Annotated in this window: 13 protein-coding genes and 1 pseudogene; 11 read left to right on the forward strand and 3 right to left on the reverse strand. The window is 58.2% G+C overall.

Annotated elements, in window-relative coordinates; translation table 11 throughout:
• Window positions 1–30 precede the first annotated feature (30 nt).
• The 4 genes from AWB64_RS12985 to AWB64_RS13000 all read left to right on the forward strand — a co-directional run bounded on the left by AWB64_RS12985 (window position 31) and on the right by AWB64_RS13000 (window position 5,428).
• Complete coding sequence (locus AWB64_RS12985; protein WP_157766628.1) at window positions 31–1,368, forward strand: MmgE/PrpD family protein; 1,338 nt, start codon at window positions 31–33, stop codon at window positions 1,366–1,368.
• Between the two features lie 51 nt (window positions 1,369–1,419).
• A complete protein-coding gene (locus AWB64_RS12990) occupies window positions 1,420–2,169 on the forward strand; it encodes a maleate cis-trans isomerase family protein (protein WP_060819498.1) in 750 nt (249 codons plus the stop codon).
• A 69-nt stretch (window positions 2,170–2,238) separates the two neighbouring features.
• On the forward strand, window positions 2,239–2,931 hold the full coding sequence (locus tag AWB64_RS12995; protein ID WP_075643279.1) for a substrate-binding domain-containing protein: 693 nt from the start codon (window positions 2,239–2,241) through the stop codon (window positions 2,929–2,931).
• Between the two features lie 1,081 nt (window positions 2,932–4,012).
• Complete coding sequence (locus AWB64_RS13000; protein WP_157766629.1) at window positions 4,013–5,428, forward strand: hypothetical protein; 1,416 nt, start codon at window positions 4,013–4,015, stop codon at window positions 5,426–5,428.
• A 9-nt stretch (window positions 5,429–5,437) separates the two neighbouring features.
• Here the strand turns inward: AWB64_RS13000 and AWB64_RS13005 are convergent, their stop codons facing one another.
• Both AWB64_RS13005 and AWB64_RS13015 read right to left on the reverse strand, forming a co-directional pair.
• The gene (locus AWB64_RS13005; RefSeq protein ID WP_157766630.1) at window positions 5,438–6,895 is read right to left on the reverse strand and encodes a glycosyl hydrolase family 28-related protein; all 1,458 of its coding nucleotides are present in this window, start codon (window positions 6,893–6,895) and stop codon (window positions 5,438–5,440) included.
• 115 nt (window positions 6,896–7,010) lie between these two features.
• Window positions 7,011–7,676: a GntR family transcriptional regulator gene (locus AWB64_RS13015; RefSeq protein WP_060819505.1), complete on the reverse strand. Its 666-nt coding sequence runs from the start codon at window positions 7,674–7,676 to the stop codon at window positions 7,011–7,013.
• A 295-nt stretch (window positions 7,677–7,971) separates the two neighbouring features.
• On the opposite strand from AWB64_RS13015, the gene AWB64_RS13020 reads away from it, so the two are divergent.
• The 5 genes from AWB64_RS13020 (at window position 7,972) to AWB64_RS13035 (ending at window position 13,596) form a co-directional block, all read left to right on the forward strand.
• Complete coding sequence (locus AWB64_RS13020; RefSeq protein WP_060819507.1) at window positions 7,972–10,236, forward strand: alpha/beta hydrolase domain-containing protein; 2,265 nt, start codon at window positions 7,972–7,974, stop codon at window positions 10,234–10,236.
• A 133-nt stretch (window positions 10,237–10,369) separates the two neighbouring features.
• The gene (locus tag AWB64_RS13025; RefSeq protein ID WP_244164054.1) at window positions 10,370–11,131 is read left to right on the forward strand and encodes a hypothetical protein; all 762 of its coding nucleotides are present in this window, start codon (window positions 10,370–10,372) and stop codon (window positions 11,129–11,131) included.
• A 606-nt stretch (window positions 11,132–11,737) separates the two neighbouring features.
• Window positions 11,738–12,571 (forward strand): alpha/beta fold hydrolase, encoded by an 834-nt coding sequence (locus AWB64_RS13030; RefSeq protein ID WP_060819510.1) that lies wholly within the window; start codon window positions 11,738–11,740, stop codon window positions 12,569–12,571.
• A 107-nt stretch (window positions 12,572–12,678) separates the two neighbouring features.
• Window positions 12,679–12,819 (forward strand): hypothetical protein, encoded by a 141-nt coding sequence (locus AWB64_RS31575; RefSeq protein ID WP_157766631.1) that lies wholly within the window; start codon window positions 12,679–12,681, stop codon window positions 12,817–12,819.
• 162 nt (window positions 12,820–12,981) lie between these two features.
• A complete protein-coding gene (locus tag AWB64_RS13035; protein WP_060819512.1) occupies window positions 12,982–13,596 on the forward strand; it encodes a hypothetical protein in 615 nt (204 codons plus the stop codon).
• Between the two features lie 74 nt (window positions 13,597–13,670).
• On the opposite strand, the gene AWB64_RS13040 is transcribed toward AWB64_RS13035, so the two are convergent.
• Window positions 13,671–14,993, reverse strand: a complete 1,323-nt coding sequence (locus AWB64_RS13040) for an LLM class flavin-dependent oxidoreductase (RefSeq protein ID WP_157766632.1) — start codon at window positions 14,991–14,993, stop codon at window positions 13,671–13,673.
• A 594-nt stretch (window positions 14,994–15,587) separates the two neighbouring features.
• Between AWB64_RS13040 and AWB64_RS32600 the strand changes: the two are divergent.
• Together AWB64_RS32600 and AWB64_RS13045 are read left to right on the forward strand one after the other, a co-directional pair.
• Window positions 15,588–15,665, forward strand: a pseudogene (locus AWB64_RS32600) (zinc-binding dehydrogenase); the annotation flags it as partial.
• A 131-nt stretch (window positions 15,666–15,796) separates the two neighbouring features.
• The gene (locus AWB64_RS13045) at window positions 15,797–16,948 is read left to right on the forward strand and encodes an ACT domain-containing protein (protein WP_060819514.1); all 1,152 of its coding nucleotides are present in this window, start codon (window positions 15,797–15,799) and stop codon (window positions 16,946–16,948) included.
• Window positions 16,949–16,998: the final 50 nt, after the last annotated feature.

The raw sequence follows: 16,998 nt of genomic DNA on the forward strand, positions 1-16,998 counted from the left end.
GCTCGAATCCCAATGAATCAAAGGCACGAAATGAACGACCCGACGATCGCGCAGCGGCTTGGCCACTTCATCCATGCGAATTCTTACGAAGCCCTTCCCGCGCATGTCGTCGAACAGGCCAAATCGCGCATGCTGGATTCGCTCGGCACCGCGCTGGCGTCGCGCGAACTGCCCGTGCCGGCGACCGCGTTGAAGTTCGTCGCGGGCAGCCAGGGCGCCGCGAGTATCTATGGACATACGCAACGCGTGGCCGCTATCGACGCCGCGTTTGTGAACGCGACGTTGATCAACGGCACGACCCACGACGACTTTCTCGACAAGTCGCACCCCGGCGCGGTGACGATTCCAGCCGCGCTCGCGATCGCCGAAGAGCGGGGCAGCTCCGGACGTGACGTGCTCGCCGCAGTCGTGCTCGGCTATGACCTTGTCGGACGTGCCTATCGCGGCGGTCCCACGATGCTGCCGAAATTCAGGGCCACCGGCGTTGCCGGCGCAATTGGCGCGGCGGCGGCGGCGGGGAAGCTGCAAGGCTCGAACGCCGATGAACTCGCCAGCGCCCTGGGTCTTGCCGCCATGTTCGCATCCGGTTTCGGCGAAGGTTTCGTGTCGGGCACGATGGACGTCAAGCTCAATGTCGGCTGGGCGTGCCGCAGCGGTGTATCGGCGGCCCGCCTTGCGCAGTGCGGGGCCACCGCGGCGCCACGCGTGTTCGAAGGCAACGCGGGCTTTTTCAACGCATTCGCAGGCAATACGGATGCTGCCGCCGAGGCGGTGCGCGATCTTGGCGCGCCATTTCTAATCGAGCAATCAGTCTACAAGGAGCGGCCGGTCTGCATCTTCGTCCAGACGCCTGTCGAACTCGTGCTTGCGCTAGTCGACGAACACGCAATCAGGGCCGCCGCGGTCGAACGTGTCGTGATTCACGCGCCACGCGCAACCTTCACGAACCCCGGCTTTCACAACGTAGCGCCTTTTTCGACACATCTTCAGGCACGCATCAGCGCGCGCTTCACGACCGCGGCGGCGCTGCTCGGACGCCCGGTTGGCGAATACGCGTTTTACTACGATATCCACGACGAAGAAGTGCTTGCGCTCGCCGAGCGCATCGAACTCGTCGACATCGGGCCCGACGCCGATAGCATACGTGTCGACATCGTCCATTGCGGCACGACGTTCACCAGAAGCGCGGTCGAGATGGATTCGCTGTTCCCGACGCTGGACAAATCGCGCGCGAAGTTCGAACGCGTAGCAGGCCCATGGCTTGGCAAACGTACGCCGCAAGTCGTCGATCTGGTCCTCGGCCTCGACCAACTGTGCGATATCCGCGAGCTCACGCGGCTATTGCGCGCTGACGCCGCATTGGCATGACGTGCATGCCGCCCTGTCGCCCACTGCTGCACATGTTAAACGGAGGACATCATGATGGGATGGCGTGCCCGCTTGGGCATTCTTGTGCCGCCAGGCAATCCGACGCTCGAACCCGAGGTGATGCAACTGACGCCGCATGGCGTATCCGCGCATTTCACGCGGATGGTCGCGCATGGCGAGACCGGCTCACATGACGGGCAGGACGATCGGAATCGCACTCAGATCGCGCACCTCGACGAGAACGTCGAATTGCTTTCGATGGTCAAGCCCGGCGTCATTGCGCTTGGCCACACGGCGACGAGCTATACGCTCGGCGTACAAGCCGAAGCCGATCTGATCGAAAGAATCACGCAACGCTGGCATATTCCGTTCATTACGGCGTTCGGCAGTGTCGTTGCCGCGCTACGGCATCTTGGTATCGAGCGCGTTGCATATGGCACGCCGTATAACGCGCAGACAACCCTGCAAGGCAAGGCCCATCTCGAAGCATATGGCTTCAAGGTCGTCGCGTTCGGCAGCTTGCCGAACGTGCGTAACATCTACGACGAATCGAGCGAACGCGCTTACGGCCTCGGCCGGCAAGTGAATTCGGCGGACGCGCAGATCGTATTCCTGAGCGGCGTGGGCATGCCGACCGTCGACGCCATCGACATGCTCGAACGCGATCTCGGCAAGCCCGTGATATCGAGCGTCACCGCCATGATGTGGAACGCTCTGCGCATCACTGGTGTTCACGCGCCCATAGAAGGTGGCGGCCAGTTGTTGCGATCTTCCGCGTCGCCTTCATCCGGCTACATTTAAGCGTACTCGTGCGTTTGCGTGCACATGTGACGCGCGTGCCGGCCGATTCCCGTTCCCTCAAGTGATTTCATGACCAAGACCCTTCACGTCATTTCGTCGATGGCGACCCGGCACGTGCTTAACGAACTTGCGGAATTATTCCAGCGCCAACACTCTTGCCGGCTGGACATCGAGTCGGTGGGCGGGGTAGTCGCCGCGCAACGGGTGCAGGCGGGTGATGCATTCGACGTCGCCGTGCTGGCAGCCGACGCAATCGAGGCGCTGGCACAAGCAGGCAAGGTGAGGGCGGCAACCTGTCTCGATGTCGCGTGCGCGGAGGTAGCCGTCGCTGTGCGGCGTGGCGCGCCCCGGCCTGACATCGGCTCGGAGGCGGCGCTCAAGCACGCGGTCGAGGCGGCGAGCAGCATTGGCTATTCGACCGGTCCGAGCGGTACGCATCTGCAATCGCTATTTGAGCGTTGGGGCATGGCGGAGGCGATCGCCGGACGCACGATCCTGGCGCCGCCGGGCACGCCGGTCGGTGCGCTGGTGGCCGAGGGTCGCGCGGAACTTGGCTTTCAGCAACTAAGCGAGATGATTCATCTGCAAGGAATCGAAGTGCTTGGACCGTTGCCGCCCGGGGTGCATATCGTCACGGTGTTCAGCGCGGCGCTCACTGCCGGAGCGGTAGACACGCAACTCTCGAAGATGTGGCTGGCCTTTCTGGTTTCGCCAGAAGCGGACGAGGTAAAACGACGCAACGGAATGACGCCAGCGCAGTGAGACGCGCCAGCCATGCCGTCCGCGTTACCACAGGGTTATCAATGCGCGGCACAAAATCCCTCGATCGGCTGTGCGAAGGCTCGTCTAAACTTGGGAATCGCCGTCGACCATCGCTTGCGACGTGCAATGCCCTGATGGTTTTGGCGACACGCCGGGCGTGCTTGACACGTTGCCTGTTCGAGTGAGAAGGACAAACTCGCACGGCGCGGCGTTGTTGTCCCGGCATGTTTTGCGCCTTACTATTGTCGAACCCAGACAATTGAAAGAGGAAGCAAATCGCTATGAGAGAAAGTGTTCGGGACGTAAGAGTCGTGAACCTTCGAGTTCGAGTGTTAGCTGAGACCCTCGTCAGCGAATTCCATATGGGCCAGCAGGCTAAACGGCCTGCATCAACGGGCCGGACATAAGCGTGCTGCCTTGACCTGTAGCCTATGTGCAAAACCCAGTTTGCAATCCGGGAGGCGTCCACATAAACGCCTCTTAGGCCGACCACCGGGCGGCTGACTCAGTCGCCGCGCCGACCAGATCGGAAGCGCCACACGCGTCAGTTTTTTTGGTCCCTAGCCGTCATTGTTGTTGCAGTATGGGTAGGATGATGGGTAGGGTGTGTTCGGGAAGAGTGGGAGTCAAACCTGGCGGTGCTTTGCGGGCAACTGTTGGAGTCGGCTGCCTTCCGCCATGGTCTTTTTTTAGAATGCTGCGGTTATTTTTGGTCGATATTATTTCAGCAAAAATATAGTGGCTGGTTATCTCGTCGGCTTCACTTTATCGCCTCTTCTGTTCCGCACGTAGTGCTGGGTCATCGTCAAGGATGTGTGGCCCAGTTGCTTTTGTGCCTGGCGAATGTTCCCGTGCTGTCCGTCTTATCCGTCCCCGCCTTGGCCCGCAGATCACGAATCTGAAAGTCTCCATCTTTCACGTCGAGCAAAACTTGATCAAAGCAGGTAACAAATAAAGCCCCAGCCGCTAATGTGCGCAAACATACGGTGATCCTGTTGGCAGTTAATTAAAATTCTTCCACGAGCTTCGTGTAGCCTCAGCGTGGCACGGCACACGCTTGCGACCACTACCGAATTACTCGGTGCCTATGGCCGCCGTTATTGAGCCGCCAAAACTAGAATTGGTGATAATAAAAATGTGGATGCGGAGATATTCAGTACAAAAACCGGACGTTACCGGGGTGGTGAGCTTGGGCTTGGTTCTTAACTTATTTTTGATGCGCCCGACGGCGCTCGGTGAAACATATACGTCTCTAGGCATGGTGCTCGCCGTTCCACTTGTGTACCTTCATATATGGCACAACACTAAACGAACCCGTTATTCAAATGCGGTGATTCGATGGGACATTGCGTCGCTGCTCAGCCTGCTATGCCTGTATTGGCTTTACATTTGCCCGATTTCGATAGTCTTTGAAATGTCCCAACTCGACTGGGTATTAAAAGAGTTTGTCACCACTCTCATGATCGCGCTTGTCTACGGCATGTTTCTCATGGATGCAGAAGCCAATCGCAGGTTCTTTAAGACCTTATGCACGGTTATTTCCGTGCTTGGCTTATCCAGCGTCATCACCGTCGCATTATCAGCAATACTCGGTAGCAAAGACGCGTTGTTCCTGTTCTCGTTGAACGTCAAGGGATATACCGAGGTTACCTTGCACCAAGAGACATCGACTGGCGCCATTTATTTTCCCTTTTCAATGCTTTACGGCGATTACGTGTCGGGAACGGTCAAGCTTGATCGTTATTGCGCGTTCTTCCGCGAAGCGGGCATTTATCAGGCAGTCGCATGTTTTTGCCTTGCATATGAAGCTTTCACGCGCCGATCCAAACTTGTCATGTTTGGACTGGCCGGCGGCACTATCTGCGCGTTCTCATCTTTGGGGATCGCTCTGCTTGCAATGAGCATTGGAACCATCTTTTTATTCTCGGGTTCACGAGTTGCGTCATGGCGTGTAGTGATCACAGCGGTCATTCTCGGGCTCGTATATCCGGTGTCGATGTACACCCCGTATATCGGACTGGAAGACAAGGCAGTCACGCACGGCGCCTCGCTATCCGATCGCTCGAGTTCGATCGAACGGGGTCTGGAGGATGTCCGACGCAATCCATTTGGCAATGGCCTTTATTCAAGCCTTGGCAAGAACGACGGGATCTGCCTGCTCGCGGAACTGGGCATGATCGGACTGTTTGGTTTCGCCTGCAAAGTCCTGCTTCTGTCCGGATTGAGACTAGGGCCAGGTCTGAATTGGAAGAAAGTCGCGACTTGTGCGCCGTTGTTGATCACGGCGCTCGTATCCCAGCCGATCGCGGGAGCGCCCGTTATGCTCGTGATCGGCATGGTGTTTGTTCCACGCGTGGTCAATCGGAAGGGGCGCGCAGCGCTTCGGTTGATGAGGCCTGGTATGCCCGAGATTTTAGCCAGCGGACCCGCGGTGGTTACAGCTAAACAAATGTCGGTGGATTCGCCTTTGCCGGATTCTTTCGTGGCTAACAACTGATCGCGCTGTTTATTTGACGATGTTCTGGCCAGTTGCGCTGCGCTTCGTGAGGCGCAGCGGCGTTGGGCAATTCGTGATCGTATTTCCTGAAACCGAGCTTTCCGCCACTGCGTTGATGCCCTGTGCAAATCCCGACACGTAATTACCTGTGATGATTGTGTCGGTGGTGCCCGGGTCTGGCAACAGGATGCCAGTGGTTTCGCCGCGAGTCACGGATCCTTGCACGTGATTATCGGCAATGATCGCCCGCGTGACTGGCTGTGCGTCGTGACTGACGCTCGGATCCACGCCGAATTGAATGCCATTGTTCGCCCTAAGCGCGGTCACCACGTTTCCGGTAATGGCGATCGCCCCGCTCGCATCTTCCACATGAAGCGTACCGTTCGCGCTCGCGCTGTTCGAGGCGACCGTGTTTGCGCGAATGACGAGATCGGTCACGTGCGCAACATTGAGCGGGAGATCGAGTTGCAGGTTGCTAGGCGCGATCGTATTTCCCTCAATAACAACGTCGGAGCACATGATATGAGGGGTGTTGACGCCGATGCTCGCATCCAAGCAACTGTTGCCGCTGATGTGCAGATGCCGGGATGGTCTGCCTAGCGGTTTTTCTCTGACTCGCCTTTCCATGCCGTCCTGATTGTTAATTTGAACCCCGTACGAGCATTTTTCGAACACATTGTCTTGAACGTAGAGACCGTTGAGTCCTGTGCCGAGAAACCAAGAGCCAAAGATGTTCGACTGTAACTTCGATGGCTCCGTCGTACGGGAGAAGACGCGGTTTCGAAAAAACCGCTGGTTGGATGCGTCGTTGACAGCGTTGAGCACGCCTTGCATCGCGTCCTTGCCGACGTTGGAGAGATCGAAGACTAACTCCGTGACAAACGTATCGGAGCCGCCCCATTCGAAGGCGCAACTTGCTTTTGCGCTGTCGACCCTACTGGTCAAAGTCGCGCCTTCACCGATGGTCGTGACATCGCGAGCGTAGATGCTTCCCTTGACGAGATAAGTACGTCCACGCAAGAACACCGTGCGCTGCGAAGTGCCGCGGACGTGCGCATACATCGCATTCAACGCAGCGGTGTCATCGGATATGCCGTCTCCTTTAGCGCCGAAAATCAGCGGCGTGACAATAAAAGCGTCTTTCATGGCCAGTTCGTGGGAAAACGATCCGGCTTGAGGCGTTCGTGTAGCCGCGCGCGCACGGTCGCCGGCTCCGATAAGCAGGGCGGACAGCGTGGTATTGATGACGAAACGGCGGCGCGGGTTTTGTGAACGCTTCATTGAGTGCATTGACAAGGCAGGGTGTTCGCGTGCAGTGGCCATGCGTTGCATAAGCCGTTCGTAGTTTAACTTCAAATATCCCGACTTTGTACGGCGTAGCAAAGCCGGTTGATTCGGCTCGTCGTGACATTTCCAATGGCGGACTTCGTAGATGCCGTGAAACGGCTGCCGCTGTTTCGACAGCAATTGTCCTCAGTCGTGGCCTCCTGCGTTGCAGCCGTACCATGCAAGTCGCCGATGTGCGATTCGTCGCGCAGCAACGGATCGGTCGCGGTCATGCCAGCGAGCCGGGAGGCTGTAATCACACCGCGTCGACCTGCGAAAGCGCGGCGATAAGATCTCCGAACCTTTCGCCCTGCACCACGATATGTCCACGCAAAGCGGCCGCCGCCGCTTCGCCGTCACCTTTTCCAAGGGCATCGACCACGGCCTGGTGTTCACTGAAGGAAGCGCCCATGCGGCCTTTTACTCTTAGCTGCAAGCGCCGGTACGGCCTGAGCAGTTTGTGCAGGGCTTTCGCTTGGTCATGCAGGAAGCCGTTGTGACTTCCCTGATAGATAAGGCAGTGAAAACGCTCGTTCAAATGATAATAATTGTCCGGGTCATCCGAATCGCGCGCCTGCTCGCACGCAAGGTGTGCTGACTTGAGTTCGTCTAGCTGCGCTGTATTCATGCGCCGCGCCGCAAGACGGCCGCACATTGCTTCGAGTTCGGCCATTACCTCGAACATCTCGATCAGCCGGTGCAGGCTGATCTTCGCTACAACCGCGCCGTGCCGCGGCCGCATCTCCACCATTCCCGCCGACGCAAGCTGGAGCAGCGCCTCGCGCACCGGGGTCCGCGACACCTGAAAACGCGCCGTGAGTTCAGCTTCATCGAGCGGCGCCCCGGGCGGCAGCGCGCCTGTCGCAATGTCCTCTTCAATGGATTCCCTTAACTGGTCCGCGCGAGTGAGCTTGTTCGTCATGATCGACCTTAACGGTTGCGGCGTTGGCAAGGCGGTACGCGTAAACGATAGTTGAGAATGCAGGGGCGTGACTTATAAATACACAAACACTCCGTAAATATTTTAAAGCCTCACCTACAACTTACAAATCTTTTTCAGCGTATTTAAATGGACTTCGGATCGTAGTCCATTTCTGCGCACGGCCCGCGCTCGCCCCCGGGGTTGCTGACTGCCCCTGTTTCTGCGCCCAGCGTTCGCGCGCGCATCCCGTTGCGGGGCCCTTTCCAGCAATACTTGCATGACGGAGACACTGACCATGATAGTCAAATCAGTAGGTGTACTACTGGGTATGGGTGCGGGCGCCTTGTTGATCGGCGGCTGCGGACATAGTGACGACGGTTCGAAAAGCATCGACAGGGGCGCTGGCTTCATCAACAGTTTCCAGATCATCTCGACCGCGCCCGCGTTCGGTGGCGCAACTCCCGCGGGCGCGGCGGGACCCTATCAGGTCATCACTGCTGTCGTGCATGGCGAGCTTGATCCGAACAACCCGCTCAATGCGGGCATAGTCAACATCAAGAACGCACCGGTCGGGGCAGACGGCTATGTGGCCTATGAAACCGATGTCGTGCTCCTGCGGCCACAAAGTGCGTCAACTGCAAAGCGCGTGTTGTTCTACGATGTCGTGAATCGTGGCAGCAAGATAGGCGACGCGTCATTCATAGGCGGCGGAGCGCTGGATACGGGCGCTGCGCCAGCATCCAGCTTCCCCTCACTTCTGCGCAACGGCTATACAGTCTTGTGGAGCGGATGGCAGGGCGATGTTCCGCTCACGGGCAATAGCTCGCTTGCCGGCGCTGGGCTGCTTGGCACGAGCTTTCCGGTCGCGACCAACAAGGACGGCACGCCAATGACCGCGTTGAGCCGCGAAGAGTTTATTCCGGACTACGCCGGCGGTCCCGCCACGACCATTCCACTCACTTACCCGCCCGCCGATCTCAATGACAAGACGTCGGTCACTTTCACGGCGCGGCAGTCGTGGCTGACGGCGTACGGCAGCATTCCGGGCGGAGTGCAAACCTACACGGCGCCCTCAGTCTCCGTTCCGGCATGGAGTTATATCAGTACACCGAACAACGTATATGAAGGAAATTACTCGGTGACGTTCACTCCGCCGACCAGCGTTCCCGGCCCCAACGGCACGAGTGTTCCACCGGACGCCGGCACTATCTATAGTTTCGTCTATAAGGCGGCGGCACCCACTGTGGACGGCATCGGTTTTGCGGCACTGCGCGACCTGGTCTCGTTCCTCCGATACGACTCGACCGACGCCCAAGGCATGGCGAACCCCCTCAATGACCTGAAGACAGCTCCCTGCGCCACGGCCTCATGCTCGCAAAATACCAATTTCGATGTTGCCATCGGCGAAGGCATTTCGCAGTCCGGGCGCTTCATGAAGGACTTTTTGTATCAGGGATTCAACGTCGACAAGAACGGCAAGATTGTGTTTGACGGTATGTTCCCGATCATCTCCGCTGCCCGGCGTACCTGGACCAACGCCGCGTTTGCGCAGCCTGGCCGCTGGTCCAAGCAGCACGAAGACCATTTCATGCCGGGCTTCCAGTTTCCATTCACTTACGCCACGCTCACCGACCCCGTCAGCGGCATGACAGACGGTCTGCTGAAACAATGCACGCAAACCAACACCTGTCCGAAGATCATGCAACTCGATGGCGCCTTCGAATGGTGGGGCGGCGCTGCTTCGCTCGTGGTCACTGACGGACGCGGCAACGACGTGCAGCTGCCTCCTAACGTTCGTTATTACCTCGTGCCTGGTACACAGCATGGCGGCGGTAACGGCGTCACAACCGGCAATCTCGTCATTCCCGCGGCAGGGAGCCAGTGTCAGTTGCCGGGCTCGCCCGTGGAGGAAACGCCGGTTGAGCGGGCTCTGATTCCAGCTCTTGTGAACTGGGTCGCCAACGGGACGGAGCCACCGGCGTCGCAATATCCAACGGTGGCGTCGGGTACGCTCGTGGCGCCCACGCAAACGGCGACCGGCTTCCCGAATCTTGCGAATGTCAGCGTGCCGAGCGGGACGGCGGCCACCCCGGTTGCACTGCAACTGACGTTCAATGGCGAATATAACCAGCTTTTCGTGACCGATTACAGCAATGCCGTACCTGTGGTCAACACCGCGCAGCAGTACACCATACTCGTGCCCAAAGTCGATGCAAACGGCAACGAGACAACGGGCGTCTTGGTACCCGACGTCAGCGTGCCGCTTGCAACTTACACGGGATGGAATTATCGCGGAGCGGGTCACGCCATAGGCGATGGCTGCATCTCCAACGGAGCGGCGATTCCGTTTGCTGCGAACGCCGCAGCACAAGCGGGTGGGATGGATTCGCGCGCGACGCTGACAACGCTTTATGGCGCAAGCCGGTCGAAGTACCAGGCGGCCGTGGCGGCGGCAGCCAACGCGCTGGTAAGCAAGGGCTATTTGTTGCAGGCGGACGCGGACAATGTCTTCATTGCAAACGCGGCGAGTGTCTCACCCACGTTATTGCCGCAGCCCTGAACCCGCAGCGGGACGCAAGATCGTGACATGGTCAAGTGTCACGATCGCTCGATCATGAGGATGCCTCTTCATCATGAATGCGACATCTCCAACAAAAAGACTCGCAGCCGCCAGATGGCTCGCAATCGCTATGATGATGCCGCTTGCCGGGTGCGGCGGGGGAGGAGACTCCAATAACGCCGCTTCGACCACTCCCGCTCCCACTTCTTCCGATGTGGCCGTTTATGGAAACAGCCTGACGCTTGGCAGTGTTGCGCCGCTGTCGTTGTCGTATATTGCGGCGAAATCGACTACGAACGCGATGATCGTGAGTCCTGTCGCGGCGCCCCTGCTTGCAGCAGGCAGCACGCCACTGGTATCCAGTCACTTCCAGAGCGGCTTGGCTGGTGCGGGGATCGCATGTGTTTCGGCACCGGCGAACAGCATTGGTACCGTGGCAGGCGTCAATGTGGGTGTGAACATCAAGAGTGTCGCTGTGCTTCTTGATGGATCATGGACGGTATCGACAACACCTTCTGCGACATGGATCTCGCTTGGCGCCAATGCCGCGACATTCGATGGCTGGGAAAACTGTGGCGCCAAAGCGGAAGGGAGCCCGTCGCCGTCATCCACCCTGGTCGTTGCTGCGGACGGGAGCTTTACCGACAACGTCTTCAACGGCAATCCATCGACTACCGTGAATATCGTGAATCAAGATTTCACCGCTTCGCAAGCCGCTTCGATGCTTTCGGACGCTGGATATCTGGATACGAGTCAGGCCGGCAATCCGCAAGATATCCGGTTGAAGATTTATCAAAACACTGCCAAGCAAACGCTTCTTGTGGAGCAGGGCATTCCCTCGAGCGGTGCAACCAACGGCAACCCTGGCTATGTCGCGATCTACTATCGGCGTTGACGTGTTTTGCGTTAACCTTTGCATTAGATGCAACCGGTCCTGCAATCCACCGCTTGATCAAGTTCTGCTCAACAGCCTAAAAACTCCTCTGATGAAACCTCGGTCGTTTCAACATACATGGTTGGCATTTCCCGTGAGCAAGCACGCAGAAGCGCGGTCACCGTAATAGGACAAGACAGAGCGGAAAGGACATCCGTCGATGAGCGTCCGGACGGAGTGTGCGTCACTGGACAACTGAAGCCAAGCTGAAAACCAGGTGGGCAGCGGCAGCGGTCCACCGATTTTCATGTGGCACTTTTAAAAAGTATTGACCTTAAAGTCCACTTTGATCCTACAGTTAAAAGACGGTCAAGCAGGGCGTCAACGGACTATGGATGCCCGCCGCTGCGTACCGTTAAGGCGAATTGGACGAGGACAGTGAAGGCTCTCCATGGGCGGATAGTTCGGGTGCCGGGACGCCGTGCTGAATGCAGGCACCCAGGATGGAATCCCTTTAATCATCGTCGCCGACCATCTATCAGACAGAAGGAGCAGTACGTGAGCCTGACCGCAGCGACCAGGCGCACTACACCGATTGATTGCGAACACATCACCGGAGAAGCGAAAATGGGATTTGTCACAACGAACGATGGCGTCGATATTTTCTATAAAGACTGGGGCCCGCGTGACGCACAGGTCATTTTCTTTCATCATGGATGGCCGCTCAGTGCGGATGATTGGGATGCCCAGATGCTCTTTTTTCTGGCCAAGGGTTTCCGGGTCATCGCACACGACCGGCGCGGACATGGGAGGTCGAGTCAGGTCTGGGACGGCCATGACATGGATCATTACGCCGATGACGTTGCGGCGGTCGTGAACCATCTCGGCGTGCAGAAGGCGGTACACGTGGGCCATTCCACGGGCGGTGGCGAGGTCATCCACTATGTCGCCCGCCACGGTGAAGATCGCGTTTCAAAGGCGGTACTCATCAGCGCGGTGCCGCCCATCATGGTCAAGACCGAGAGTAACCCGGGCGGCTTGCCCAAGCAGGTCTTCGACGATCTTCAGGCGCAGCTCGCGGCAAACCGGGCGCAGTTTTACTACGACGTTCCCGCGGGCCCGTTCTACGGTTACAACCGGCCTGACGCTAAGCCCTCTGATGGCATCATCAGGAACTGGTGGCGGCAGGGCATGATGGGCAGCGCAAAGGCTCACTATGACGGCATTGTCGCCTTCTCGCAGACGGATTTCACCGAAGACCTGAAAAGCACCACCATTCCCGTTCTGGTCATGCATGGTGACGACGATCAGATTGTTCCCTATGCGGATTCGGGACCGCTCTCGGCGAAGCTGGCGAGGAATGGTACGCTGAAGACCTACCCAGGTTTTCCTCACGGCATGCCGACGACCAACGCCGACGCGATCAATGCCGATCTGCTCGCGTTCGTCAAAGAATCATAGAGCCGTCAACTGCCTGCGATCGCGCCGCTACTGACGCGTCCAGGCAAATCAACGAGCTACCCCGCGGGTGGCTCGTTCCGTTTTCCAAAGCCGCCATGGAAGAAAACATGGCGGACGCCAGCTATGGTCCATCAGAAAATCGCATTTCAGAAACCACCCCTGAGCCGCCGTTCGATTTTCTCGAAAGCGGACATTGTCCGACCGGGGTCTATTGGTCGCTGCCGACTACACGTTTATTGCGCCGGTGATTTTCATTTCCAGCACGAACGCGCGCACCCGATGGAATAACCGGCACCGCTTCCCTGTTCTGTAGGTATATCCGACGCCCAGCGACTTCGTTCAACGATCCGTCGCTGCACGGAGCAGACGGACGCAGCCGCGTCTGATAGAACCCACTACGGAGGACACCGATGCCTTTGGAACAAAACGGACAATGCGGGACCGACCGGCCCGATCCGCCGGTACGCTGGAAACATTCGACCACACCGAACATCACATGGACCTGGCACCATACGATCCCATGGAATCAGTTGCGCGCAACATGGAACTGGATGGTCGAGAACGCGGACTGGAGCTCGCTAAAGGCGTTCCTTTACCTGATTGGCTCGGACAACAGCGAAACTGTGGTTGCTGAGATTCAAGCTGGTCAGTTGATGCAGCGCGATGAACTGCATCAGATGATCGCGTGGCAGAAATGGAATGTGGTGGAAGGTCCAGGCGGCCCCAATCGTGCGCCGGGTGACGACCCTGGCGAAGGCTTCGAGGCGTGGTCGTTGTGGGGACTGTCGAATAATCAGCGGCAAACAGTGCTTGATGTGAAACAGATTTATGACGCAATGCTAAAACTGCCGCAACAAACGCAGCCGGGCAACTTCGGCGCATTCCTTTCAACGTTCCGTCACCTGCGTAATAGGCAACTGATCATGTGGGAACCGAAGATGTGGGATGCGGTGATCGTCGGCCGGGCTCCAAAGCATCCACGGGAACCCGACGTGAGATCGACGTGGAGGAGACGGCGAGGCTAGACGCCGTGCATCTTCCACATCACGCATTCGCATCGGTGCCGAATACCGGAATCTCGCAAAAAGACCAAATGAACTTAGGTATGCTTTTCAACGCCGAGATGGTCGCGCAGATGTTTTCCGGTATATTCCTTGCGAAATACGCCGCGACGCTGCAACTCCGGCACAACCTGCGAAACGAAGTCTTCAGTGCCTTGCGGAAAATGCGTGGGAACCGCAAGAAAGCCATCGCAGGCGTCATTTTCGAGCCATTCCTGCATGGTGTCGGCGATAGTCGTTGGCGCGCCGACCAACTTCATGTAGCTACCTTCCGCAAAACGTCGAGCGGTTTGCAGAATTGAGAGATTTTCTCCCCGAGCCAGGTTGACGATTGCGTCCCGATGAGACTTGCCTGCGTTGGTCTCCGGCAGGTCGGGCATTGGGCCGTTGAGGTCATAGTCCCTGAAGTTAAGACCGCCGGAATGCGGCGCCAAGTGCGTGATGGCCAGTTCCTCAGGAATAAGGTCCCGCATCCGAATACGAAAATCTTCGGCATCCTGATCTGTCTTCCCGACAATGGGTGTAATACCCGGCAGGATCTTGATCTTGTCGGGGTCACGGCCGAACCTCATCGCCCGCTGTCGGATGTCTTCGCGGAAGGCTTGACTCGTCTTCATGTCCGTTTGCAGAGTGAAAACCACGTCAGCCGTACGCGCCGCAAGCTCTCGTCCTGGTTCGGACGAGCCGGCCTGGAATACGACCGGGCGGCCTTGTGGACTTCGTCCCATCGTGAGGGGGCCACGCACCTTGAAGAATTTCCCTTCGTGCTTCAGGAAATGCATTTTCTCCACGTCGAAGTACACGCCGCTTTTTTTGTCGCGGATGACGGCGCCTTTGTCCCAGCTGTCCCACAATCCGTTGACTACATCGATGAACTCGCTGGCCCTTTCATAGCGAAGTGAATGCTCCAGATGGGTATCCAGACCGAAGTTTTGAGCCTCACTCTCATTAAAAGACGTGACGAGATTCCAGCCGGCCCGGCCGTTGCTAATGAAGTCAATGGACGCAAACCGACGAGCGAGGTTATACGGCTCGTTGAAGCTTGCGGTTGAAGTCGCTGCAAGTCCAAGATGGGTTGTGGCCATGGCGAGCGCTGGCAGCAGCATCATTGGATCAAAATGCATTGCTCGTGGATTGGCGGCCCCGTAGGTATCGCCGTTCATGATGTTGTTGCTGCGCGGGATGGCCGCCTGATCTTCAAAGAAAATGGCATCAAGTTTGGCCGCCTCAGCGAGCTTTGCTGCCCGAACATAATGTTCAATACCAAGATCGACTTCGGGAATCGCATCGGGCAGGCGCCAGGCGCCGAGATGCTGCCCCGGGAAAAGAAAGAGCGCTAGGCTCATCATCCTGTTGTTCATCAGACTTCCTCGTTTAACGGATCGTTTGCTCAACTTGAATCGATGAAGCTTGCGTGGCAAGAATGTTTATCAACGCCGCCCGTATTTGGTTGGCGTTCCCTGGTCACCCGTCTCAGGTGTGGGATGGTATGAGGGTGACTTTGAACTCAACCCTCCCAGCAAACCATCTTTCCATAAATGTGGTGTACCACGCATTTGGGAGGAAATCGTATGCAATAGTTATGCCAAGATTTTTTATTTGCGCTCTGCAGCCAGCAACGCAAATTCGGGTAGCAATTGCTTCATTTACGCCGTGGACATCCCTTCGTCGTGCATTCAGGGCACCGCTTTGGATCACGGAAATGAGATATTGCACCAAAGAGGGTGCACCACATATTTAGGCCGTACTAGTCAGAAAGCGGATGTAATGAGCGCAGGAGATTACGAGCCATGCCGCTGCGATAGCGTAGAAATATAGGCAACATCCGGGCGCCTTCAAACCAAACGCGTGCCGAGTTGCATCTACGCCGCGCCGACGTCGCCGTCGACCGCGCCACGCAGGCCGTGATCAAGTACTTGGAACGCAGCGTGGCTTCGGAACCTGATTAGCCGCTCGTGGAAGACGGTCCTGCAATGTACAAGACGTTTCGCGACAAGGAGGACGGGTGTATCAATGTCGTCCTCAAACCCTGAAGGCGAGCAATCCGCTCCGTGTGGATTCGGACGGCTGTTCGTATGACAATGTGGGCTCGATTAAATAATGCGGTGCCAGCCCTGGCCGGCTGCCCGCGCACAATCAACCCTGTTGCATGGGAGACAGCTTGATGAAATGCACAATCGTGGGATCGCGGTTTTTCGGCGCCTCGGTGCTGGAAGCGTTTCTGGCCGAAGGAATCAAGATCGCCGGCGTGGTCGCGCCCGCGGCTGATGACCGCCTTGCCGTCGCCGCCCGTGCGGCCGGCTTGCCGAGCGTCATCCACGAAAATCCGAAGTTCATTGAAGGTAGCGCCATTCCTGAAGACACGGGTCTCATCATCGCCGCGCACACCCATGCGCGCGTAAGCGACGAGGCGTTGGCTCGCTCGCGCCTGGGCGGTGTGGGTTATCACCCTTCGCTTCTGCCACGTCACCGCGGCATTGCGGCGGTCGAGTGGACCATTTTGGAAGGCGACCCGATCGCGGGAGGCTCCATTTATCATCTCTCGCACGGGTGGGACGCGGGCGCGATCGCGGCGCAGGACTGGTGCTTCGTCAGGAAGGGCGAAACCGCGCGGGAACTCTGGGAACGCGCGCTCGCCCCGATGGGACTCAAGCTGTTGCTGCGCGTCGCCCATCACGCTCGCGAACGTGGCGAGCTGCCGGCGAGCGCGCAGGATGAGCAGTTCGCGACGCGCGCGCCGATCATTCGTCGTCGCATCGACATCAGCGAGGAGCCGCCCGGACCGCTTGCAACGCTCGTTGTCACCGCGATCGGCGCGGACCGCCCGGGCATCGTCAATCTGCTTTCCGAGCGCGCGCGGGCTTTCGGCGCCAACTGGACCGGCAGCCGCATGGCGAGCATCGGCAGCCAGTTCGCCGGCATGGTGCAGTTCGAAGTGGCGCAGCGTCACGCCGATGCGCTTACCACCGCGTTACGCGATCTCGAGAGCGCGGGATTGCGCGTCGTGATCGCCCGCAGCGACCTGCCTCCGCTCGAAAGCGGCCGCCGCCGCTTCTCGCTGGAGCTGACGGCGCCCGACCGTCCCGGCATCGTGCAGGACCTTTCGGCGAGTTTGTCGGCGCACGACATCAGCATCGAGGAACTGAGCACAGAGCTCGCCTTCGAACCCGCCCGGCCGCATCAGTTCGCGGTCAAGGCAGTGCTCGCAGTGCCTGAAAACATGTCGATCGACGCCTTGCGCGCATTGCTCGAATCGCTGGCTGCCGACATGTTGGCCGACATGGCTCTTGGCGAAAACGGCGCGCAACCGTGTTGATGTGGATTTTCTCGCTTCTTCAGGAATCGGCTCGTCAGCAGTATCACCGT

The sequence above is a fragment of the Caballeronia sordidicola genome (genome assembly GCF_001544455.2).
Taxonomy (GTDB): Bacteria; Pseudomonadota; Gammaproteobacteria; order Burkholderiales; family Burkholderiaceae; genus Caballeronia; species Caballeronia sordidicola.